This window comes from Terrabacter sp. Soil811 (genome assembly GCF_001429655.1).
Classification (GTDB): domain Bacteria; phylum Actinomycetota; class Actinomycetes; order Actinomycetales; family Dermatophilaceae; genus Terrabacter.
Genome location: NZ_LMSX01000012.1, coordinates 117,671 through 139,257 on the forward strand (window position 1 = coordinate 117,671; position 21,587 = coordinate 139,257).

Annotated in this window: 20 protein-coding genes; 13 read left to right on the forward strand and 7 right to left on the reverse strand. The window is 68.8% G+C overall.

What is annotated here, in order from left to right; all coding sequences use genetic code 11:
* The first annotated feature begins 2 nt into the window (after positions 1-2).
* Together ASH01_RS20665 and ASH01_RS20670 are read left to right on the forward strand one after the other, a co-directional pair.
* Positions 3-998: a carbohydrate ABC transporter permease gene (locus ASH01_RS20665; protein ID WP_235508551.1), complete on the forward strand. Its 996-nt coding sequence runs from the start codon at positions 3-5 to the stop codon at positions 996-998.
* On the forward strand, positions 995-1,897 hold the full coding sequence (locus tag ASH01_RS20670) for a carbohydrate ABC transporter permease (RefSeq protein ID WP_056780646.1): 903 nt from the start codon (positions 995-997) through the stop codon (positions 1,895-1,897). Before ASH01_RS20665 ends, ASH01_RS20670 begins: the two co-directional genes overlap by 4 nt.
* 24 nt (positions 1,898-1,921) lie before the next feature.
* Here ASH01_RS20670 and ASH01_RS20675 read toward each other — a convergent pair whose 3' ends face one another.
* The 3 genes from ASH01_RS20675 to ASH01_RS20685 all read right to left on the reverse strand — a co-directional run bounded on the left by ASH01_RS20675 (position 1,922) and on the right by ASH01_RS20685 (position 4,804).
* Positions 1,922-3,349: a hypothetical protein gene (locus tag ASH01_RS20675; protein ID WP_056780649.1), complete on the reverse strand. Its 1,428-nt coding sequence runs from the start codon at positions 3,347-3,349 to the stop codon at positions 1,922-1,924.
* A gap of 115 nt (positions 3,350-3,464) precedes the next feature.
* The gene (locus tag ASH01_RS20680) at positions 3,465-4,364 is read right to left on the reverse strand and encodes a class I SAM-dependent methyltransferase (protein WP_056780652.1); all 900 of its coding nucleotides are present in this window, start codon (positions 4,362-4,364) and stop codon (positions 3,465-3,467) included.
* A 71-nt stretch (positions 4,365-4,435) separates the two neighbouring features.
* Positions 4,436-4,804 carry a VOC family protein gene (locus ASH01_RS20685; protein WP_056780655.1) on the reverse strand — a complete coding sequence of 123 codons (369 nt, stop codon included), beginning with the start codon at positions 4,802-4,804 and terminating at the stop codon, positions 4,436-4,438.
* A gap of 561 nt (positions 4,805-5,365) precedes the next feature.
* Here ASH01_RS20685 and ASH01_RS20690 point away from each other — a divergent pair.
* The 4 genes from ASH01_RS20690 (at position 5,366) to ASH01_RS20705 (ending at position 8,717) form a co-directional block, all read left to right on the forward strand.
* Entirely contained in the window at positions 5,366-6,004 is a 639-nt protein-coding gene (locus tag ASH01_RS20690; protein WP_056780658.1) for an NAD(P)-dependent oxidoreductase, read from the forward strand.
* Between the two features lie 173 nt (positions 6,005-6,177).
* Entirely contained in the window at positions 6,178-6,894 is a 717-nt protein-coding gene (locus tag ASH01_RS20695) for a hypothetical protein (protein WP_235509683.1), read from the forward strand.
* A gap of 226 nt (positions 6,895-7,120) precedes the next feature.
* Positions 7,121-7,591: an SRPBCC family protein gene (locus tag ASH01_RS20700; RefSeq protein WP_082620050.1), complete on the forward strand. Its 471-nt coding sequence runs from the start codon at positions 7,121-7,123 to the stop codon at positions 7,589-7,591.
* 133 nt (positions 7,592-7,724) lie between these two features.
* Positions 7,725-8,717, forward strand: a complete 993-nt coding sequence (locus tag ASH01_RS20705; RefSeq protein ID WP_156415690.1) for a hypothetical protein — start codon at positions 7,725-7,727, stop codon at positions 8,715-8,717.
* A 65-nt stretch (positions 8,718-8,782) separates the two neighbouring features.
* Here the strand turns inward: ASH01_RS20705 and ASH01_RS20710 are convergent, their stop codons facing one another.
* Both ASH01_RS20710 and ASH01_RS20715 read right to left on the reverse strand, forming a co-directional pair.
* Positions 8,783-9,196, reverse strand: a complete 414-nt coding sequence (locus ASH01_RS20710; protein ID WP_056780670.1) for a (R)-mandelonitrile lyase — start codon at positions 9,194-9,196, stop codon at positions 8,783-8,785.
* Complete coding sequence (locus ASH01_RS20715; RefSeq protein WP_056780673.1) at positions 9,180-10,103, reverse strand: helix-turn-helix transcriptional regulator; 924 nt, start codon at positions 10,101-10,103, stop codon at positions 9,180-9,182. The genes ASH01_RS20710 and ASH01_RS20715 overlap by 17 nt, the downstream gene beginning before the upstream one ends.
* A 171-nt stretch (positions 10,104-10,274) precedes the next feature.
* On the opposite strand from ASH01_RS20715, the gene ASH01_RS20720 reads away from it, so the two are divergent.
* The 6 genes from ASH01_RS20720 to ASH01_RS20745 all read left to right on the forward strand — a co-directional run bounded on the left by ASH01_RS20720 (position 10,275) and on the right by ASH01_RS20745 (position 18,636).
* Positions 10,275-11,297, forward strand: a complete 1,023-nt coding sequence (locus ASH01_RS20720; protein ID WP_056780675.1) for a zinc-dependent alcohol dehydrogenase family protein — start codon at positions 10,275-10,277, stop codon at positions 11,295-11,297.
* 200 nt (positions 11,298-11,497) lie between these two features.
* Positions 11,498-11,851, forward strand: coding sequence for a cyclophilin-like fold protein (locus ASH01_RS23765; RefSeq protein WP_082620051.1), 354 nt, complete (start codon positions 11,498-11,500; stop codon positions 11,849-11,851).
* A 5-nt stretch (positions 11,852-11,856) separates the two neighbouring features.
* On the forward strand, positions 11,857-12,432 hold the full coding sequence (locus ASH01_RS20730) for a sugar O-acetyltransferase (RefSeq protein WP_056780899.1): 576 nt from the start codon (positions 11,857-11,859) through the stop codon (positions 12,430-12,432).
* Positions 12,433-12,534: 102 nt separating this feature from the next.
* Entirely contained in the window at positions 12,535-13,560 is a 1,026-nt protein-coding gene (locus ASH01_RS20735; RefSeq protein WP_200961841.1) for a LacI family DNA-binding transcriptional regulator, read from the forward strand.
* Between the two features lie 156 nt (positions 13,561-13,716).
* Entirely contained in the window at positions 13,717-16,527 is a 2,811-nt protein-coding gene (locus ASH01_RS20740; protein WP_162263911.1) for an alpha-amylase family glycosyl hydrolase, read from the forward strand.
* A gap of 201 nt (positions 16,528-16,728) precedes the next feature.
* A complete protein-coding gene (locus tag ASH01_RS20745; protein ID WP_082620054.1) occupies positions 16,729-18,636 on the forward strand; it encodes a CocE/NonD family hydrolase in 1,908 nt (635 codons plus the stop codon).
* Positions 18,637-18,986: 350 nt separating this feature from the next.
* Here the strand turns inward: ASH01_RS20745 and ASH01_RS24095 are convergent, their stop codons facing one another.
* Together ASH01_RS24095 and ASH01_RS20750 are read right to left on the reverse strand one after the other, a co-directional pair.
* Positions 18,987-19,358 (reverse strand): HNH endonuclease signature motif containing protein, encoded by a 372-nt coding sequence (locus ASH01_RS24095; RefSeq protein ID WP_082620055.1) that lies wholly within the window; start codon positions 19,356-19,358, stop codon positions 18,987-18,989.
* Entirely contained in the window at positions 19,358-19,654 is a 297-nt protein-coding gene (locus ASH01_RS20750) for a hypothetical protein (RefSeq protein WP_056780689.1), read from the reverse strand. Before ASH01_RS20750 ends, ASH01_RS24095 begins: the two co-directional genes overlap by 1 nt.
* A 674-nt stretch (positions 19,655-20,328) precedes the next feature.
* Here ASH01_RS20750 and ASH01_RS20755 point away from each other — a divergent pair.
* Positions 20,329-21,525, forward strand: coding sequence for a protein kinase family protein (locus ASH01_RS20755; RefSeq protein WP_235509684.1), 1,197 nt, complete (start codon positions 20,329-20,331; stop codon positions 21,523-21,525).
* The last annotated feature ends 62 nt before the right edge of the window (positions 21,526-21,587 follow it).

Here is a 21,587-nt window from a genome sequence, read left to right on the forward strand (position 1 = left end):
CGATGAGCGACAGCACCACGGTGTCCCCCGATCCCGCCCCCGTGGCGGGGTCGGGGGACCGTCGTTCGCGTATGCCGTCCCGCGCCGGTCGTCGGCGCCGTGCGGGACGCATCGGCCAGGTCCACCCCCTCGTCGCGCTGCTGTGGCTCGCGCCGGCACTCGCGCTCATCCTCGGCGTCGTGCTCTACCCGGCGATCAAGCTCTTCGACGCCTCGCGCGGCGAGTACTCCATCACCGGACTGCGCAAGGGTGACGCCGGCTGGGACAACTACGTCAAGGTGCTCGAGCACCCCGACCTCGGCACCGTGCTGCGCAACACCGTCGTGTGGGTCGTCGCGGTCGTGGCGATCACGATCGTCCTGAGCCTCGCGCTCGCCCAGTTCCTCGTGAAGAGCTTCCCGGGACGACGCTTCGTCCGGTGGGCCGTCATCATCCCGTGGGCGGCCTCGCTCGTCATCACGAGCCAGCTCTTCGTCCTGCTGTACGACTACAACTACGGGATCATCAACCACATCCTGTTGAGCCTGCACGTCATCGGCACGCCCATCGACTTCCTCGGTGACGACAGCTGGACGATGTTCTCGATGGTGGTCGTGGGCGTCTTCGTGTCGCTGCCCTTCACGATCTTCGTCTTCATCGCCGGCCTCGGTGCGATCCCGGACGACGTCATGGAGGCGGCCACCGTCGACGGTGCGAGCCCGTGGCAGCGCTACTGGAACATCACGCTCCCGCTCATGCGCCCGGCGCTCATGATCGCGACGGTGCTCAACGTCATCTACGTCTTCAACAGCTTCCCGATCATCTACACCCTCAACGACCGCAACCCGGGCTACCTGCACGACACGACGATCACGTTCATGTACAAGCTGGCCTTCAAGAGCCAGGAGCACGACGTGGGCATGTCGGCGGCCGCGGGCATCTTCAACGTCCTGCTGATCCTCGTCGTCGTCGGCATCTACCTCAAGATCATCAACTGGCGCGAGGAGACGAGCCGATGAGCACGACGACGGCTCCTGCGCCCAGCGCTGCGGGCACGCCTGCGCCGCAAGGCAACCCCACGGCATACAACCGGGATCCCAAGCGGCGCAAGCGGATCCTCATGGCGATCGGTGGCGCGCTCGTCGCGTTCGTCTTCATCGCGCCCTACCTCGTCATGGTGCTCGACTCGCTGCGCACGAGCAGCGACGTCAAGAGCACGCCGCCGAGCATCCTGCCGAAGGTCTGGCAGTGGGACACCTACGCCCAGATCCTCGGCGACGAGCGGTTCCTCAACTGGCTCAAGACCTCGCTCATCGTCGCGACCGGCTCGACGGTGATCGTCATCCTCGTCGCGATCCCCGCGGCCTTCATGACGGCGCGGCACCGCTTCCCGGGGCGCGGTCTCTTTCTGCTGCTCGTGCTCGTGACCCAGATGTTCGCGCCCACCTCGCTCGTCGTCGGCCTCTACCGGCAGTTCTTCGAGCTCAACATGATCAACACCTACGGCGCGCTCATCCTCACGAACGCGGCGTTCAACCTCGCCTTCGCGATCTGGATCCTGCACGGCTTCTTCTCCTCGATCCCGCTCGAGGTCGAGGAGGCGGCGGCCCTCGACGGTGCGAGCCGGTGGCAGATCCTGCGCAGGGTCATGCTGCCGCTGACGCTGCCGGGCCTCGTCACCGCGACGATCTTCACGTTCATCGCGGCGTGGAACGAGTACGTCGTGGCCCTGACGCTCATGATCGACGACGACAAGAAGCCGCTGACCGTTGGCATGCGGGCCTACATCACCGGCTACGAGCAGCACTGGGACCAGCTCTTCGCGGCGTCGGTCATCGCCGTCGTGCCGGTCGTCATCCTCTTCGCGATCATCGAGAAGCACCTCGTCGGCGGCCTCACCGCGGGTTCCGTCAAGTAGTCGACGCGTCCCCGTCGGCCGGTCTCAGATCCAGGCCGGTGGGGGCGGGACGACGACGCCGACGACCGACCCGAGGTCGGCGACCTGCGTCCCGGCCGCCTTGATGCGCACGCACTCCGCGGGCGCGCACCAGCGCGGCACGACGCCGCCCTGGGCCTGGCGCACCATCATCCGCAGCGTGCCGGCCATGATCGAGCCCTTGCTCGTGGCTCGTTGCGCCGGGTCCTGGTAGAGCACGACGGGGCGGCGGGTGCCCGACGGCCCCGGCACGGTCGCGCGGTCGACGAGGGCGGCATACTCGCTCCGGGTCTGCTGGTGGGCGCCGATGTTGGCCCGCCACGTCAGGACGCCGAAGACGGTGAGCGCGGCGAGGCAGGCGATCCCGATGCGGGGCGACCACCCGGCGCCACCGAGCAGCAGGGCCGCGGGGACGAGGACGGCCATCCACGCCCAGAGCTCGCCGCGCGGGTCGGTGACGACGCCGGTGACCACGGTCTGCGCTGCGCTCAGCGCGACGACGACCGCGAGCCCGGCCACGAGGCGCACCAGCAACGGCCGGATCGTGCGGTCGAGCCAGGCGGCGACGACGGCGACGATCCCGACGAGGGCGGCGATCCACAGCGCGGAGCCGAGGCGGAGCGCCTCGCGCGCGAACCGGCCGGCGTTGACCCGCAGGGTGTGCAGGTCGTGGATCGGGTTGGGGTGTCGCCACGCGGCGATCTTGAGGCCGAGGTGCCCGAAGAAGATGCCGTTGAGGCCGTAGATGACGGCGACGCCCACGGCGTACGCCACGACGTAACCGCCGGCGAGCAGCAGCACGTCCTTCCACGGGCGGGTCCGCAGCTGGACGACGGCGGCGAGGAAGAGGACGACGCCCACCGGCGGGTAGGTCAGGGTCGTCAGGACGGTGGCGAGCAGGAGCCACACCGCGAGCCTCGGCCGGGTGCGCGAGGCCCACGGCAGCGTCCACACCGCGGCGGCCGCGATGAGGACCGACGGCGTCAGGGTGCCGGGCCAGTAGAGCAGCTGCACCCAGAGCGCCGACGCGAAGACCGTGACGCCGAGGAGCGCGTCGACCGCCCAGTGCAGCGCGCGGTCGACCGGACGCAGCACGCGCCACAGGCCCGCGACGAAGACGACGTATGCCGTCACGTACGTCAGCGACGCCGTGAGCGGAGTGCTGTGCTGGCCCACGCCGACCCACCAGGCCCAGTTGAGCCAGCGGCCCTCGGAGAGGTTCTTGGCGTAGACGCTCGTGGCGAACGGGGTGTGCGGCGGCAGGAGGAAGGGCCAGTCGTCGCGGCGGATGAAGGGCACGACGGCCTGCGACACCGCGTCGGTCAGCACGAGGGCGAGGACGAGCACCGCGGTGACGACGAGCCACCGGGGCGGCAGCCAGCCCGGTCGGGCGGTGCGTGCGGGGCCGATGGCCGCCGCGGTCGGTGCCGTCATGGTGCGGACCCCTTCACGGGAGGGAGGAGCGGTGCCTACACGGTACGCAGGTGCGGTGGACGAACCGGTCGTCTGCGGGCTCTGCCCAGCGACTTTCCAGCGGACTCACCGCTCGTCAGCTCGATCGCGCTCCGAGTCGAGCCACGGCGACTCGACCGTTGGCGAGTGATCCGGCACTGGCGTGCGGGGTGTCGCACCGAGTCGTGCTCTCGAGCAGACTGACATCGCTGTCGACGACCCAGCCGCGATCGGCCAGGAGCCGGGAGATCTGTCGCTCGGACCACAGCGACCGCCAGGGCTCGCCGGCCAACGGGGACACGGCACCCGACAGGCGGGAGACCAGTCCGGCCACGCGCCGCCCCACCTGTGCCGACAGGGAGCGCGACTGGTACTGCGCGACAAGGACGCTGCCGGCGGCGGAGATGCCGGTGAGGGCGTCGAGGGTGGCGGTGACCTGCGGGCGCGAGAGGTAGGGGATGACGCCTTCCCAGATCCACACCGTGGGCCGGAGCGGGTCGTGCCCGGCGGCGGCCAACCGCGGACCGAGCGGTTCATGGGTCAGATCCACGGCCACGAACCTCAGGTCGCACACCGGGGAAGGAAGGGTCTCGGCTCGACGGCGCAGGTCGGCCTGGGATGCGGGGTGGTCGAGCGAGAACACCGTGATCCCGCGCAACGCGGGCAGGCGCCACGGCCGGCCGTCCAGCCCGGCGCCGAGAAGGACGACCTGCCAGGCCCCGCTCTGCTCGAGCGTCCTGCTCACCGCGGTGTCGATGAGCACGGTGCGCGGCGCCATCACCGCGGCGCAGGCGCTGACCGACTGCACCACCAACCGGGCGCGGCCGTCGTCGGGGAGCTCACCGCGTCGAGCCAGCCGGACGGGCTCGAGCTCCGCCTCGGACAACAGCCGCTCGGCGACGGGGTCAGCGAACGGCTCGACCCCTGCTCGCCCGTCGGCCACGGCACGGCCCTGACAGACGAAGACCGCCGTCCGACTCGGTTGTCCCGGTTCCACGCTCCGACCCTACGACGGGTTCCGCGGCGACCGCTGGGGCGCGTGGGCGCGACGCTCGTGTCGCAGAATGCTCAGGACTGCAGGGAGAGGTTGTTGCCGTCGGGGTCGTGGAACCAGGCGACCCGGGCGCCGTCGGGTGCGGTCCAGATAGCGCGGTCGTCCTGGGCCATGCCGTCGTAGCGGTTGAAGGTGACGCCAGCCGCGGTGAGCCGGTCTATCTCGCCGTCCAGGTCGGCGACGATCCACCCCAGTACCGTGTAGGGCGCTGTGCGGACCTCCTCCACGGCTGTGATGCGAAGCTGGCTGGTGGGCGTGTCGTGGACCAACGCAAACGGTCGCGCGTCGACGAGATCGAGGCCGAGAACGCCACCGTAGAACCGCTCGGCGGCATCCAGGTCACTGACGCCGACGAATCCGACCTGTTTCACATGTCCGAACACCTCGTCTGCTCCTTCCCGACACGCGAATCATGGTGCAGCATCCCGTGAAACGGTTGCATCACCTGGGGATGCAGCGCCAGCGTTCAGGCGCGTCGCCGATGTTGTCGGTGGCGATTCAGAAGATGCCCCCGCCTCCTCCGGCGCCCCAGGGAATGAAGTGGAAGGGTGTGTTCTCGCCCGAGCTTCGGTCTGGATGTACCGAGGCGTCGAAGTGGTTGCGACCGCAGAGAACGCAGACCCGTTCGCGCATGCCCGCGACGGTGGTTCTTCGTGTTCATGAGTTGAGAGTGCGCCGGGGGCTCGGGGCTGTCTGTGCGCTGCGCGACATACAGGGCTGATCCCGACTCGTGCCATGGAGATGTGCCTGACAGGCAGCGCAGTGACGCATCTCCGGGACGCCCTGTAGCGCGCCCGGGATGCGCGAACGCGCTGCGTGCAGAATTCGGGGGCCGTTGTCGACCGCGGATCATGACGTGGGTTCGGTGATCCGCAGTCCTTTACCCCGGGGCGCCGCTGTAGATTTGAAGGCTCAACCAACCTGCCCAACGCGAGGAGCATCTGATGACCAGGATCGTGGTCTTCGGAGGCACCGGCTACACCGGTGCCAACGTCGTCCGAGAGGCAGCCTCGCGCGGTCATCAGGTGGTGTCGGTGAGCCGGACCGAGCCGAAGGACCTGGTGCGGGGCGTTCGGTACGAGACCGGCGACGTCGAGCAGGTCGCGGGGCGGCTCGTCCCGGACGCCGACGCGGTCGTGGCGGCGCTGTCGCCGCGTGGAGACATGTCCGGGCGACTCGTAGAGGTCTACCGTGGTCTCGCGCAGCAGGCGGCCGCGGCTGGCGCGCGGTATGTCCAGGTCGGCGGTTTCAGCTCGCTGCGTCCGGCTCCAGGGGCGCCACGCTTCGTCGAGGGGGACATCCCCGAGCAGTTCCGCGACGAGGCTCTCGAAGGGGAGGCGACCCGCGTCCTGCTGGCCGAGGAGGCGCCCGAAGGGCTGGACTGGGTCTTCGTCAGCCCCGCGGGCGGCTACGGCGCGTGGGCGGCGGGCGAGCGTACCGGCAGCTTCCGGGTCGGTGATGATGTCGCGTTGTTCGACGCCGAGGGAGGCTCTTTCATATCCGGCGCTGACTTCGCCTCGGCGATCGTCGACGAGATCGACCGCCCGGTCCACCACCGAGCGCACATCGGCGTCGCCTACTGAGCGAGGTCAGCCGAGCCGCGTGACGACCGTGGCGTCAGGCGCTGACGACGGTTGGTGGCCCAACCGAAGATGCAGCCAACGGAGAGGCCGACTGGCGGCGAAGGGCCGCACGTCGCCATTCGGGTCCACCCAGATCTGCTGACGACCGACATCGGCTGGCGCATGATGGGCCCATGCCCAACGAGCCGTCGCCGGATCCCCAGCCGGGGCCACCACGCGGCGCCGGTTCCGGACAGATGGGTGTCGCGCCGGAGACGTACGTGTGGCCTCTGGTCGCTCTCGTCGTCGTCATCCTTCCGCAGGTTCTGGTGCCGGCGAGAATGCGCGAAGGACCACCGATCGTCGTGCCCGCGACCGAGGCGGCAGTGGTCCTGATACTGCTCGCTGTGGCTGCGAAACCGGGGCCGGTCCCCCGGGCTGCTCGTCCCCTGGTCCTGTCGCTCGTCGCCGTCCTGATCGTGGCGAACACGGGCGCCGCGGTGAGGCTCGTGGCACTCGTCCTGCGAAGCACGCCCGAAGGTGAGACGCCTCCCACCGTGACACAGCTACTCGTCACGGCCGTCACCTTGCTCGCCACGAATATCGTGACCTTCGGGCTGCTCTACTGGCAGATCGACGGCGGCGGCCCCGACGTGCGCCGGGTCGGTGCCGCGCGCTATCCAGACTTCCAGTTCCCCCAAACCGGCATCGAGGGACTCGCGCCACCCGACTGGAAGCCACGATTCCCAGACCACCTCTATCTGGCGTTCACCAACGTGGTCGCGTTCAGCCCCACCGACACGCTCCCACTGACCCATCGCGTCAAAGGACTGATGGCGATCCAGTCGATGATCTCCCTGGCCGTTCTCGTCGTGGTGCTGTCCCGGGTGATCAACATCCTCCCGCCCTAGGCTCTGCGTCACCAACCCGGTCGAGTTCCTCGCGATCGAGGGCCCCTACAAGCTGCCCCGTCCCGGGTTCATTTGAGGCTCTGGGGTGTCCCGGGTCTCGCCCCTGCGCGGCGATCGCCACCGCGCCAGGGACGTGCGGTCCGCACTCGCCCCCGATGATGCTGTAGGCGGATCACCCCCGGCCTGCCTACGCTTGAGTGGTCGCCGCACCGATCGAGGAGGCTTCATGGCTGGGAGCGTGATTCGGTTCGAGGCGCAGACGGTGATCCGTCGGCCGGCGAGCGAGGTGTTCGAGCGGCTGGCCGACCTGCCCGGCTATCGGCAGTGGATGCACCGTGACGGGGTGTTCGGCGGCACGGAGCTGACGTCCGCGCTGCCGGTGCGGGCCGGCACGACGTACGTCGACCGGACGCGGATGGGTCGCTTCGTCGGGGAGGTGACCGAGCACGTGCCGTCGACGCGCCTCGCCTTCAGCGAGACGTTCAGCATCTTCGGCCACTCGCTCACCCAGGCGCGTCCGCGCTACCTGCTCGAGGTCGACGGCGACTCCACGGTCATCCACCACACCGCTGAGGCGGAGCTCTACGGCGTGGCTCGCGCGTTCAAGCCGGTGGCCGCGCGGATCGTGACGCGGGAGCGGTCACACACCCTCGCCTCCCTCAAGCGCTCCCTCGAGGGCTCACCCGACATCGATTAGCCGGTCGACTCCGCGGGCGACCATGTGCGGCAAGGACCCTCGTCGTTCTCGTCCGGCCGAGCGGCTGTGCCGCCTAGACTCCGCAGCGCGTGGAACGTCGTTCACGCACACGTCGGAGGATCAGGGGACGTCGATGAGCCGATTCGCCGCACCCGTGCCCGGGTCGCTGCGCACCATGACGATCACCAAGCACCGCTATCGACTGCTCTTCCGTGGCCTTCTCCTCGATGCGCTCGCGTCGAGCACCTCGGTCACCCGGTTCCTGTACGCGGCGTTCCTGGCCCTGCTCTGCTGGGGCCTGAGCGGCCGCTGGGTCGTCGGGGTGGTGGTGACGGCGGCGGCGGTGGTCGTGATCGTCACGCACTGGTGCGTCCGCATCCGTGCGGGCCTGCGCTCCGGCCTCGCCATCGGCCAGACGGTCACCACCGGGTACACGGCGTGGGGCGAGCTGACGGTCACCGACGTCACCGGCACGCTCTGCCTGGGTCGCGGCTCCGCTGCGTCGGTGACCCGCACCCGGGACCGGGTCATCGCGTGGCTTCGCACCACCTCGTTCGTGCTCCCGACCGAGCTGCTCACGGACGACGACATCGCCTTCCTCGAGGGTGCGGGCGAAGCGCCGGCGCCCTCCGCGGCGCCCGTGCCGGTGCTGCCGCTCGAGCTCGTCGTGACCGAGCAGGTCCAGGCGCGGGTCATGGCCGCCGCCGTGCGGGTGCGCGCCCGGTCGGCCGACGTGCTCTTCCCGCTCCTGACGCCCGCGCTGCTGCTGGCCCTCACGGCCCTGACCCGGTCGCGGATCGTCGCTCTGGCGGCGGGCTTCTTCCTTCTCGTGTGCATCGGCATCTACCTGGAGGCTCGCCACGCGGCGCGCACCACCAGCCTTGCGAAGTATCCGGTGGGCGCGACCATCCGTGCGAACGTGACGCCGGACCACCTCGTGCTCCAGAGCCGGGGAGGGACGGTGCACTCACGGTGGAGCGAGTTCGTCTCCCGGCGGCTGACCTCGGACGCGGTGCTGCTGCGGCGCGATCGGCGCCGCCCGGAGACCACCGTCGTGCTCCCTCGTGAGCTGTTCAGCGAGCGCGCCCTCGCCGACCTGGCCGCGGCGGTGCCCCGCTCCTACTAGTCCGGGGTCGTCGCCTGAGGGCGTCCCGTTCCGGGCCGCTTGTGTCGGCGGCAGGGCTGGGTCGGTCAGTCGGTGAGGGAGGGGGCGGCGGCATACTCCTCGTCGGTGACGGGGGTCAGCCAGTGCACGACGTCGTGGTCCGCGTCGCCCTCGTTGATGGCGACGTGCACCATGAGCCGGGTGGGCGCGGCGCCGTGCCAGTGCTCCTCGTCGGCCTCGAAGAGGACGCGGTCGCCGGGACGGATGACCTCGATCGGGCCGCCGCGGCGCTGGCAGAGGCCGACGCCCTCGGTGACGAAGACGGTCTGGCTCAGGGGGTGGCGGTGCCAGTGGGTGCGGGCGCCGGGCATGAAGTGCACGAGGTTGGCCGAAACGCGCGACGGGCTGGGGGCGGCAGCGACGGCGTCGATGTAGACGTCGCCGGTGAACCAGTCGCTCGGGCCCTTGACGGTGGCGACGGAGCTACGGGTGATCTGCATGGGTTTCCTTCTGACTGTTGGGGATCGAGCTGTCGGTGGTCGTGGTGGGGCTCGGGGTGTCGGCGGCCCAGGAGGCGAGCAGCTGGAGGCGTTCGGCCGAGGGTGAGCCGGGCTCGGCGGTGTAGACCATGAGGACGAGGCCGGGCTCGGCGGTGATGGCGAGCTCCTCGTAGGCGAGGGTCAGCTCGCCGACGACGGGGTGGGTGAAGCGCTTGGTGCCGGTGCCGTGGGTGCGCACGTCGTGCGCGCTCCACAGGCGGCGGAAGACCTCGCTCTGCGTGGAGAGCTCGCCGACGAGGTCCTGCAGGCCCCGGTCGTGCGGGTCCCGGCCCGCCTCGGAGCGCATGATGCCGACGCACATCCCGGCGAAGAGCTCCCAGTCGGGGTAGAAGTCGCGGCTGGCCGGGTCGAGGAACTGGAACCGGGCGAGGTTGGGCAGGCGGCCGCCCTCGCCGATGACGGGCGAGTAGAAGGCGCGGCCGAGCGCGTTGGTGGCCAGCAGGTTCTGGTGGGGGTCGCGTACGAAGGCGACGGCGTCGCGGATCGACTCGAGGGCCCACTGCAGGCTGGGTCGGGACGCGGGCTTGCCGGCCGCGCGTCGGCGCGGGCGCCCGGACGTGGGTATGCCGTCCGCTGCCCTCGCGAGGTCGAGCAGGTGAGCGCGTTCGGTGTCGTCGAGCTGCAGGGCGCGAGCGAGCGCGTCGAGGACGCCGGCCGAGGCGCCGGCGATCTGGCCGCGCTCGAGCCGGGCGTAGTACTCGACGCTGAGCCCGGCGATGGTCGCGACCTCGCTGCGGCGCAGGCCGGGCACGCGTCGGCCACCGCTGACGGGCAGCCCGACCTGGTCGGGGGTGATGCGGGCGCGGCGGGTCATGAGGAACTCGCGCACCTCTTGGCGGTTGTCCACGCCTTCGAGACTAGGCCGCGTCGAGGGATGGGCCGAGCCGTGAGAGGTGCCCTGTCAGTACGTGCCTCCACAGGGACTTCCTCGGCCGCTCGCCGGCGGGTTCACTCGTGTGGTGGGCCGTTGGCCCGGCGGGCGTCTGCCCGCGAGAAGCGAGCTGAAGGAGTTCACGCGATGCGTGGAGTTGTCATGTACGGACCCGGCGACGTGCGGGTGGAGGAGCGCGAGGACCCGAGGATCATCGAGCCGACGGACGCGATCGTCCGCCTGACGGCGACGTGCATCTGCGGCAGCGACCTGTGGCCCTACCGCGGCGTCGAGCCGGTCGACCACACCCTCATGGGCCACGAGTACCTCGGGGTCGTCGAGGAGGTCGGCTCGGAGGTGAGCACGGTCAAGGCGGGCGACTTCGTCGTGGGGTCGTTCGTCATCTCCGACAACACGTGCGAGATCTGCCGGGCCGGCTTCCAGTCCAAGTGCGTCCACGCCGAGTTCGTCCATGGCGGGATCGGCACCCAGGCCGAGCTGGCCCGCATCCCGCACGCCGACGGCACGCTCGTGGCGACCCCCGGGCAGCCGGACGAGGACCTCATCCCCTCACTGCTCGCCGCCTCGGACGTGCTCGGCACCGGCTGGTTCGCGGCCGACGCCGCGCAGGCCGGCCCGGGCAAGACGGTCGCGGTCGTCGGTGACGGCGCCGTCGGACTCATGGCGATCCTCGCCGCGAAGCAGCTGGGCGCAGAGCGGATCATCGCCATGTCGCGTCATCCCGAGAGGCAGAAGCTCGCGCGCTACTACGGCGCGACCGACATCGTCGAGGAGCGTGGCGAGGCCGGTGTCGCGAAGGTCAAGGAGCTGACCGGCGGCCTCGGGGCCCACTCGGTGGTCGAGGCGGTTGGCACTCGCGAGTCGTTCATGCAGGCCGTCGGCGCGACCCGTGGCGGTGGGCACCTCGGCTACGTCGGCGTCAACTACGACGTGCAGATCCCCGGCATCGAGCTGTTCTTCGCCGGCATCCACACGCTCGGTGGGCCGGCGCCGGTGCGTCGTTACCTGCCCGAGCTCATCCAGCTCATCTGGGACCGCACGATCGATCCCGGCAAGGTCTTCGACCTCACCCTGCCGCTCTCGGAGGCTGCTGCCGGTTACGCGGCGATGGACGAGCGCCGGGCGACCAAGGTGCTGCTGACGCTGTGAGCATCGGCTTGCTGTCGAGAAGGACGCACGGCGCGGTCGCGGCCCTCGGGCTGACGTCGGTCCTGGCTGTGGGCTCTTGCTCGACGGCCGAGACCGGCGACGCCCGGGAGGCGCCCAACCGTGCGCCAACCAGCCCAGCCGCCACCACGCGGCATACGCCATCCGTTTCCGCTCAATCGACTGAACCCGTGGAGGGCCAGATGAAGATCGTGATCACGGTGGGAGAGAAGGGCTTCGGTGCTGTGCTCACCGACAGTGCGGCCGCGCGGGACCTGCTGCGACAGCTGCCGGTGACCGTCGGCATGGTCGACCACGGCGGGGTGGAGAAGACGGGACCGCTGCCGACACCGCTCTCGCTCGACGGACAGCCCGACGGTGCGGACCCGGACGTGGGAGACGTCGGCTACTACGCCCCCGGCAACGACCTCGTCCTCTACTACGGCGACCAGTCCTACTACCCCGGCATCGTCGTCCTGGGCCGCCTGGATGAGGGCGCCGCGGCGCAGATCGCCGACCTACGCGGTCCCGTCACGGCGACCGTCGAGGCCGGGTGATCGCGGTGACGCTGGAGGAGTTCCTCGACCACGTGAACAGCGGACGCCTCATCGAGGGCGGCTCGGAGGTGCACGCGTTCATGCACGAGGCGTCGCAGGAGGCGCTGCGGACGCTCGCGGAGCTGAACGGCGCCTACCGCTCGCCGGACGAGGTGCGGGCGCTGCTGTCCCGGCTGACCGGTCGGGAGGTGGCCGAGTCGGTCACCGTCTTCCCGCCGTTCTACTCCGAGTTCGGCAAGAACCTCACCCTCGGCGAGGGCGTCTTCATCAACATGGGATGCCGCTTCCAGGACACGGGCGGCATCGCCATCGGCGACGGGTCGCTCATCGGGCACGGCAGCACGCTGACGACGCTCGACCACGCGATGGACCCGGCCCGGCGCGCCGACATGGAGCCGTCGCCCGTGACGATCGGCCGTAACGTGTGGCTGGGCGCAAACGTCACGGTCGTGCCCGGTGTCACCATCGGCGACGGTGCCGTCATCGGCGCCGGCGCGGTCGTGACCAAGGACGTGCCGGCGGACTCGGTTGCCGCCGGCGTGCCGGCGAGGGTCATCCGCCCGACCGGCTTCACCGGCTGAGTCGTCCGAGCCGTCCGAGGCTGAGCCGTCCGGGCTGGTGCGACGGGACGCGTTCTCGAGAGACAACGTAAATTTTCGTTCCACCTTTGCTACGTTCAGCACGTGGCGCGGCACGGAGACCTCAACATGTCCGACCTCGCCGACCGGGCGGGTGTCTCCATCGCGTCGGTGTCCCGGGCGCTGAGTGGCTCGCCGGGCGTCTCCGAGGCGACGCGCACGCGGATCCGCCGGCTCGCCGCCGAGCTGAACTACACCGTCTCCCCGGATGCTGCGCGACTGGCCAAGGGCTCCCGAGGACGGGTCGCCGTGGTGACCGCCGACGTCGCGCACTGGTTCTACGCGTCCATGCTCGAGGGGATCATGAGCTCCCTGCGCGGGTCCGACCTCGACGTGCTGCTCTACGAGGTCAAGCGGGAGGAGGAGCGCAGGAGGTTCTTCGAGGAGCTGCCGGCCCGACGCCAGGTCGACGCGCTCATCATCCTCGCCTTCCCGCTGAGTGAGCAGGAGCAGCTCCAGCTCGACCGGATGGGCGTCACCGTCGTCATGGCCGGCGGCACCTTGGCGGACCAGCCTCATGTCCGCGTCGACGACGTGGAGGCGGCTCGGCAGGCCACGAACCACCTGGTCCTCGCCGGGCACGAGCGCGTGGCCCTGATCAACGCCTCGGGACGGTGGCGGCTGCCCTATGCCGGGCCGCAGGACCGCTTGCAGGGGCACCTGAACGCCCTTCAGGACGCCGGCCTCCCGGTGGAGGGCGAGCTAGTCGTGCACGCGCAGTGGGGTACTGCCGGAGGGGCCGAGGGGATGGCCCGCCTGCTCAGCCTTCCGCGGCCACCGACCGCGGTGGTGGCCTTCTCCGACGAGATGGCCTTCGGCGCGCTGCGGACGCTGCGTCGCTCCGGCATCGCTGTCCCGCAGACGGTTTCGCTGGTGGGCATCGACGACCACGAGATGGCCGATGTCGTCGAGCTGACCACGGTGCGCCAGCCCGTCCTCGAGCTGGGAGAGGCTGCGGGAGGCCTGGTCCACCGGCTCCTCAGCGGGCAGCGCGTGGAGCAGCAGCACGTGACGCTGCCGACCCAGCTGGTCGTCAGGGGCACGAGCGGCCCCCCTCGCACGACGAGATAGCGCGAACGCCGCAACCCTTGACATGTCCGGACATGGGCCGCCATGCTCTTGGCGCGTAAGCGCTTGCGTAACTCCGCTCGCCGACGTGCTTCCGAGGGCGAGGGTGCGACGCAGGGCACATCCGTGCCGTCGGCGCGCCTAGCAGGGAGGCTATGTATGCGCAGGTCCAGACGAGCGTTGCTGGCGGCGGTCACCGCCGTCTTCGCGTTGGTGTTCAGCTCCGCCGCGATGTTCTCGAGTGCGGCACCACCCGCTGCGGCTGCCGAGGCGCCGTGTGTCGACAACCCCTTCGGGAGCCGCCCGCTCTACCTCAAGGGTGGCTTCAACGGCTGGTCCGCCAGCCCCGACTACCAGTTTGCCTACAACTGCAACCGGTTCGAGCTGACGGTCAACCTCAGCGGCAGCAGTGACTTCAAGGTCGCCGACGCCGGCTGGTCCGCCGACGCCGACTTCGGCGGGGGCGCGGGCGGTGGGCGGGTGCAGCCCGGCGTCCCGCTGCGGCTCGCACTGCGCGGCTCCAACCTGACCTACACCTTCTCCGGCGTGCACAAGGTTGTGCTGGACGTCTCCACGTCGAAGACGACGCCGACGCTGACCATCAGCTCGTGCGCGCAGAACCCGCTCGACCCCGCCCTGATCGGGCTGAGCGGCGACTTCAACGGTTACGCCCCGCGCCCCGCCGACTTCTTCCAGTACAGCTGTGACGGCTACTACCTCAACGTCGACCTCCAGGGCACGCACGAGTTCACGATCCTCGACCCCATCGGCCCGGCCACGACGCGTCTGGGTGCGCCCGCCTCCGGCAACGACGTCGTGACGGCGAACCAGCCCTTCCCGCTGGCGTCGGAGGCGGACGGAGCCATCGCCAGGCTGCGCTTCGACTTCACCGGCGAGCACACGCTGCGGGTGAGCTTCGAGGGCGCCGACCAGCACCCGATCCTGACGATCACGCCGAAGACGTGGGTCAACCCCGGCCTCCCCGCCCAGGTCACCGACTCCGTGGCCCGGCAGGTGAAGTACGACTCCCGCGACACCGCGTTCAAGACGCCGTACGGCGCGATGACGACGGGGCAGAAGGCCCGCTTCTCGCTGACCGCTCCCCCCGGCGTGACCTCGGCCGCCCTGGTGGTGGAGACCCGCCGCCTCGAGGGCAACCAGGACGTCATCGAGTACCTCGACCCGGTCACGGTGCCCATGAAGCGGACCAAGGACGGGGACCGTGAGCAGTGGAGCGCGTCCTACCGCTTCGCCGCCAAGAGCGTCTACGGCTACCACTTCGAGCTCTCGATCGGCGGCCGGCAGTACGTCTACGAGAACAACGACGACTCGATCTACTGGACGACGGAGCGCGGCTCCTTCGGAGTCGGCCAGATCGCGTTCGCACCGTCGGACCCCAAGCAGCTGAGGCGCTACCGGCAGACGGTCTACGACCCGCGCTTCACCGTGCCGGACTGGGCCCAGGACGCCGTCTACTACTACATCTTCCCGGAGCGCTTCCGTAACGGGGACACGTCGAACGACCCGCAGCCGGGAGGTGCCACCTACCTCGACGGCCCCATCGAGTTCCACACCAACTGGCTGGACAAGCCCTACGTCCCCGGCAACGCCGACGGGTCCACGACCGACGACAACACCTACAACAACGACTTCTTCGGCGGCGACCTCGCCGGCATCATCGAGAAGCTCGACTACCTGAAGACGCTCGGGGTCAACACTCTCTACATCAACCCGATCTTCGAGGCGGGCAGCAACCACAAGTACGACACCGCCGACTACCTCAAGGTCGACGACAGCTTCGGCACGAACGAGGACGTCAGCCGGCTGACCAAGGAGGCCAAGGCCCGCGGGATGCGCGTCATCCTCGACACCTCGCTCAACCACACGGGTAGCGACTCGGTCTACTTCGACCGCTACGCCAACTTCCCGGGCACCGGGGCGTTCGAGAACTCGAAGATCCAGCCCGACTCGCCGTATGCCGACTGGTACACCTTCTTCCCCGACAGGACCAACCCGGACAACCAGTACTCCGGCTGGGGCGGCCCCTCACTGCCTGAGCTGACGGAGTCGGACGCCTTCAAGGACTTCGCCTTCCGCAAGCCCGACTCGGTGATGAACACCTGGCTCGACCACGGGACCGCCGGATGGCGCATGGACGTCGCCCCCTGGGTGAGCGACCAGTTCTGGCGGGAGTGGCGTACGGCCATCAAGGCGCACCGGCCGGACGCGCTGACCGTGGCGGAGACGTGGTTCGACTCCTCGAAGTACTTCCTCGGAGACGAGTTCGACACCACGATGAACTACATCTTCCGCAACGCGGTCATCGACTACGCCAGCGGCCGCAACGCCAAGCAGGCCTACCAGAGCATCGAGCTGATCCGCGAGGCCTACCCCCCGCAGGCTTTCTATGCGCTGATGAACCTGCTGTCGACCCACGACGTGGCGCGGACGCTGAACGAGCTCGGTGACACCGGCACGAGCACGCCGACCCAGGTCGAGCAGGCCAAGGCGCGTTTCCGGCTGGCCGTGCTCTTCCAGATGACCTTCCCCGGAGCACCTGCGGTCTACTACGGCGACGAGGTCGGTGTCACCGGTGGAGCGGACCCCTTGAACCGCGCCACCTACCCCTGGGCCGACCAGGGCGGGAAGCCGGACACCGCACTGCTCGCGGACTTCCAGAAGATGATCGGTCTGCGCAACCAGAACGAGGTGCTCAAGCGCGGCTCCATCGACGCACCGGTGCAGCTGGACGAGAACATCATCGTCCTGACGAGGAAGTACCAGGGCGTCCGCGCCGTCACGGCCTTCAACAACTCGACGTCGCCTCGCGAGGTCACCGTCGAGCTGCCCGTCGGCTACGGCGACAAGCCGTACACCGATGCCATGACGGGCCGCGCGGTGCAGCCGGTCAAGGGCCAGCTCACCCTGACCGTGCCCGCGCTGAGCGGTTCGGTGCTCATCACGAAGTGACCCGTACGCCTCCGGGGCAGCGCCGCAGGTCGGCTGCTGCCCCGGCGGCGTCCGCGGACTGTCCATGACAGTCGGACAGAAAAGTGGACAGCGAGCATCTGGGCTCGTCGTGCCTCCATTTCGGGGCATCTTCGTCGCTACGTTGAGAACGCCCCTCACCCTCAAGGGACATCGCCGGTTCCGGGGGCAGGAAGGACTCACATGAAAGCCAGGATCCTTGCCCTCGCCGGCTCACTCGCCGTGGCCGCACCGTTGGCCATCGGGACACTGAGCGAGGCCGACGCCGCACCGACGAGCGCCACCGACACCCCGCCCGTCAGTCTGGTCGACGGGATGACCTCGCCGAGGTACGACTACGCGACTGCCATCCGCGAGACCGTCTGGGTCGACACGCCAGACCTCGACGGGGACGGCCAGCCGGAGCGGATCGCGACCGACATCATCCGGCCGCGCGAGCTCGACGGCACCGCACGGGTGCCGGTCATCATGGACGCCAGCCCCTACTACCTGAGCCTCGGCCGCGGCAACGACGGCGAGTTCAAGGAGTATGCGTCCGACGGCAGTCCGACGAAGTTTCCGCTCTACTACGACAACTACTTCGTCCCCCGCGGCTACGCGTTCGTCGCCGTCGACATGGCCGGCACGGCCCGCTCGACCGGGTGCACCGACGAGGGCGGCCGCTCCGACGTCGAGTCGGCCAAGGCGGTCGTCGAGTGGCTCGACGGGAAGGGCAGCGCCCACGACTCGAGCGGCGCCCTCGTCCAGGCGACCTGGAGCAACGGCAGCACCGGGATGATCGGCAAGTCCTACGACGGCACGCTGGCCAACGGCGTCGCCGCCACCGGCGTCGACGGGCTCAAGACGATCGTGCCGATCAGCGCGATCAGTTCGTGGTACGACTACAACCGCTGGCAGGGCGCCGTGAAGTCGCGCCACTACGCGAGCAGCCTCTCGCGCACCATCGCCCAGCGCCGCACGATCCCGACGGACTGCTCGGCGCGGCTGGCATACATGGACGCCAACGACGCCGACGCCACCGGCGCCTACACGGACTTCTGGGCCGAGCGGGACTACCGCGACGGCACCTTCTACGACGCGTCCAACGTCAAGGCGAGCGTCTTCATCGTCCACGGCCTCCAGGACAACAACGTCAAGACGATGAATGCCTCCAAGTGGTGGGAGGCGTTGGGGCAGAGCGGGGTCGAGCGCAAGATGTGGCTCAGCCGCCTCGGCCACGTCGACCCGTTCGACCACGACCGGCAGGAGTGGGTCACCACCCTCAACCGGTGGTTCGACCACGAGCTGATGGGGATCGACAACGGCATCGACCGCGAGCCGGCCGTCCGCGTCGAGACCGCCCCCAACCAGTGGGAGACGTCGAAGACGTGGCCGATCCAGTCCGCGCGCACGATGTCGCTCAACCCGCGCGAGGACGGCACGCTGGCCCTCGGCAAGCAGGACCCGGGCACCGCCTCCTACGTCAACAACTCCCGCCTGTCGGAGACCAATGCCGTCTCGCTGACTGCCAACCCGAACCGGGTGCAGTTCCTCACCGGAGCGGTGACGAAGGACGTCCGCATCTCGGGCACGCCGACGGTCGACCTGACGGTAACCCGCTCGGCTCCGGTCGGGCAGGTGTCGGTCATGCTCGTCGACTACGGCGCCATGGACCGGGTCAGCACCACCGGTGACGGGGCCCTGACCTTGGCCACCGAGACCTGCTGGGGCGAGTCCATCGCCACCGACGACGCCTGCTACAAGGACGTCACGCGTCGCCTGCAGACCACCCAGCTGCAGGTGCTGGCCCGCGGTTGGGCCCGTCTCGACGGCGCACGCAGGCACCAGGTCACCGTCGAGCTGGCCGCGAACGACATCGTCGTCCCGGCCGGACACCAGCTCGGACTCGTCGTTAGCGGAGCGAGCAACGGCGTCATCGCCGTCGACACCAGCTCAGGGACGTATGCCGTCGACCTGCGCTCCACGCGGCTGAACCTGCCGGTCTCAGGCTCGATGAGCGGCTTCGCACCCGGGCGCCTGACCGCCAAGGACACCGACAACCTGGCGAAGGGCACCCTGCCCGACTTGGACGAGACCCTCTGGCCCCGGTGATACGCCGCGCACGCGCGGTCGCTAGTCCCTAGCGCCGGCTTCCAGTACGAGCGGCCCCCACTCCTGAACGCAGGGAGTGGGGGCGCCTCTTACCCCGGTGAGGAGTCCGCCCCGAAGCGTGCAGGCATGAAATGCGCGACGCAACGCGATCGCTCGTCGTGTGCGGTGCGCCCAAACGCGGCGAAATGACGCAACGCCGATTGCCGCGCCGCGGCCCGCTCGATCGCGGTGTTTCTTTGGCCGGACACCCCAAGATTTCGTGCGGCTCTACCAGCACCTGGTCGGCGTGGTAACGACGAGACCGCCAATGGCGCTGCCCTCTAATGGCCGCCCACAAGGGGTGCGATGCCTTACCGGTTCATGTATCGGTCTTCGAGATAGCGAAGCAGATCCCGGGGGTCCACGCTGTTCCGTCGGCTGCGGTTACAGCTGGAATGTGCCAACTGAAGATTCGCTCGCTCGTGGCCCCCGCCGTAGCTGAAGGGGATCTTGTGGTCCACGTCGACGTCGTCACGCTGCATCGGCTCTTCACACAAAGCACACAGGCCAGACTGGCCGTCCCACATCTCGTTCACGACTGACGCCAGCCAAAGCCTTCGAGGCGGTCCGGGACGCAACTCCTTAAGGACAGATGCCGTTTCAGCAACGAGAGCCCACAATTCACGGTCGGCATCGTCGCCCAGGCGCCGCGCCCGGGCAGACAAATCGTTTAGGTCTGGCATCAGGCGATTTTACGAGTTGCGTTCCGCGCCCTCGTAACGTTGTTCCGCACGCGCCGCAGCAAACCCTTGGCGCTCTCAACGTCTGCCGAGGACTCCGCTGCACGGACCAGACCTTCGAGCGCGTCGATCATAAGGTTCAATTGACTTTCGATCTCAGCGAGCTCCTGCTTGGACTTCGACGCGTACCCGGAGAAGTTGTCCAAGTGTCTCGCGATCGTCTCCTCGACGCTTCCGACCCGGTTTTCGAGGTTCGCGACTCGTCCCTCCAACTGCGCCACGCGGTCTGCCAGCCCCATTGCTCACTCCTCGTCTCGGTGCACGGGGACATGACCATACGGCTGTCGCTCCGACTGGCGCAGCGATTCGTGAAACTGGGCGATGTGTACCTCACCCGGATCGGACCGGTTCCGGGGGACCTTACGACCTCTCCCGCGACCCTGTTGCTTGCTTAAGGCAACGCATCAACGTCAGATATGGCGCGGGGCCTATGCTCCGTCGTTGGTGCTGCTGGCGCCCGTGGCGTCGTCGGTGCCGCTTGCACCTCCAGCGCCCTCCGGGCCGCGGCGGAGTGGAGCACGTTGAACGGCGCGCTGGATTGGCGCTCGCTGGATCGCGCGCTTGACTGGCGCCCGCTGGATGAGGCGTCGAGGCTCTGCCCGTCGAACCTTGCCGGGCTGGCGCTCGATCGGGTCTTCGGGCATCACGTCGCCGCCGTCGGCTGCGGTCGATCGCTGGGCCCTTTGGCGGCGCTGAATACACGCTGGTCGGTTAGCACGCTGGCCGTTGCCAGGAGGAACTGACGGGTCGGGCGAGCCATTCGGCACGTCGGGCGGCATAGCTGCCATGGTGCCGCCGGCGCGACCCGAGGACAAATGCGGATGGCGTCGCGCGGCGGTGTGACGCTGATCCAGATTGTCTGGCCGAAGGTGCTGTCGGCGCTCCGTTCGGTCGGTCGTCGCGCGATGGGACCATGAAGGCCACTGCGAGAGGGGACGCGATGGTCAATCCGTTGGAGTTCATGCTGACCGATGTTCGGGAGAAGTACGAGGCTGTGCCCTCGTCCAGAGCCTTCGACCGCCTGTACGACGACCCCGTGTGGGCGCATATGTTCGCCGTTCTCCATAAGCAGCTGAACGAGCACTTCACTGCCATCAACGGTCGGGCCGCGACGACCCGGCACTACTGGGCCGAAAACAGCAGGGACATGCTGGCTCTCATAAAGGACATCGAGACGGACCTGCACACCCTCAAGCGCGCCAGCGTCGAAGTGGAGTTGGCAGACGCCTACGAGGACGCGCTGGACCGTTGTCGGCCCTGGCTCGCAATGAGCAGCGACAGTCCGATCCCGGAAGACTTCGAACCGATCGAGGTCATCAGGTACGAGCCAGTCTTCTCCCATGCGGATAAGAACGTGAATTTGAAGAAGCACCAGGAGCCCGTCGAGCTGCAGATGGTGGGAAGCGGGTCCTTCGCCCATGTGTACTCCTACGTGGACCCGGACTACGGCATCAAGTTCGCTGTGAAGCGCGCCAAGAGGGACCTAAGTGAGCGGGACCTAGAACGCTTCAAGCAGGAGTTCGTGGTTCTGAAGAACCTGAGCTTCCCTTACGTCGTACAGGTCTACCGCTACGACGAGGTCCGCAACGAGTACCGCATGGAATATTGCGACACCACCTTGCGCGACTACATCGCGAAAAGGAATGCGCAGCTGGGCTTCGCCGCTCGGAAACGAATCGCGCTCCAGTTCCTCTACGGCGTCAACTACCTCCATCACGAGAAGTTGCTGCATCGCGACATCAGCCTCCAGAACATCCTACTGAAGGTCTTCGAGTCGGGTGCTGTGCTGGTGAAGCTGTCGGACTTCGGACTCGTGAAGGACCAGGCGAGCGAGTTCACTCGCACCCAGACCGAGATGAAGGGCACCATCCGGGATCCCACGCTCGGCAGCTTCAAGGACTATGGGGTCGTGAACGAGATCTACGCTATCGGCCACGTCCTCGCCTACATCTTCACCGGCCGGGAGTCCCTCCCCGTCGCCACCGATGAGGTTGGCCGCATCATCCACCAGTGCGCCATCCACAACGTCGACCAGCGCTACCAAGCCGTCAGCGAGCTGATCGCCGAGGTCGAGAGGCTGGAGGCCCCACCGGTTCAGGCAACCGCATGAACAAGGGCTCGGCTCGACTGATCCGTGCGCCCGACAAGCGGCGTAGTGACGCTCCCTAGGCG

Excerpts from the sequence above, each read along its gene's own strand:
- ASH01_RS20755 (WP_235509684.1), top strand. The coding sequence starts at position 20,329 with ATGAAGGCCACTGCGAGAGGGGACGCGATGGTCAATCCGTTGGAGTTC.
- ASH01_RS20665 (WP_235508551.1), top strand. The coding sequence starts at position 3 with ATGAGCGACAGCACCACGGTGTCCCCCGATCCCGCCCCCGTGGCGGGG.
- ASH01_RS20670 (WP_056780646.1), top strand. The coding sequence starts at position 995 with ATGAGCACGACGACGGCTCCTGCGCCCAGCGCTGCGGGCACGCCTGCG.
- ASH01_RS20705 (WP_156415690.1), top strand. The coding sequence starts at position 7,725 with ATGAGCCGATTCGCCGCACCCGTGCCCGGGTCGCTGCGCACCATGACG.
- ASH01_RS20740 (WP_162263911.1), top strand. The coding sequence starts at position 13,717 with ATGCGCAGGTCCAGACGAGCGTTGCTGGCGGCGGTCACCGCCGTCTTC.
- ASH01_RS20690 (WP_056780658.1), top strand. The coding sequence starts at position 5,366 with ATGACCAGGATCGTGGTCTTCGGAGGCACCGGCTACACCGGTGCCAAC.
- ASH01_RS20700 (WP_082620050.1), top strand. The coding sequence starts at position 7,121 with ATGGCTGGGAGCGTGATTCGGTTCGAGGCGCAGACGGTGATCCGTCGG.
- ASH01_RS20710 (WP_056780670.1), bottom strand. The coding sequence starts at position 9,196 with ATGCAGATCACCCGTAGCTCCGTCGCCACCGTCAAGGGCCCGAGCGAC.
- ASH01_RS20720 (WP_056780675.1), top strand. The coding sequence starts at position 10,275 with ATGCGTGGAGTTGTCATGTACGGACCCGGCGACGTGCGGGTGGAGGAG.
- ASH01_RS24095 (WP_082620055.1), bottom strand. The coding sequence starts at position 19,358 with ATGCCAGACCTAAACGATTTGTCTGCCCGGGCGCGGCGCCTGGGCGAC.
- ASH01_RS20750 (WP_056780689.1), bottom strand. The coding sequence starts at position 19,654 with ATGGGGCTGGCAGACCGCGTGGCGCAGTTGGAGGGACGAGTCGCGAAC.
- ASH01_RS20745 (WP_082620054.1), top strand. The coding sequence starts at position 16,729 with ATGAAAGCCAGGATCCTTGCCCTCGCCGGCTCACTCGCCGTGGCCGCA.
- ASH01_RS23765 (WP_082620051.1), top strand. The coding sequence starts at position 11,498 with ATGAAGATCGTGATCACGGTGGGAGAGAAGGGCTTCGGTGCTGTGCTC.
- ASH01_RS20675 (WP_056780649.1), bottom strand. The coding sequence starts at position 3,349 with ATGACGGCACCGACCGCGGCGGCCATCGGCCCCGCACGCACCGCCCGA.
- ASH01_RS20695 (WP_235509683.1), top strand. The coding sequence starts at position 6,178 with ATGCCCAACGAGCCGTCGCCGGATCCCCAGCCGGGGCCACCACGCGGC.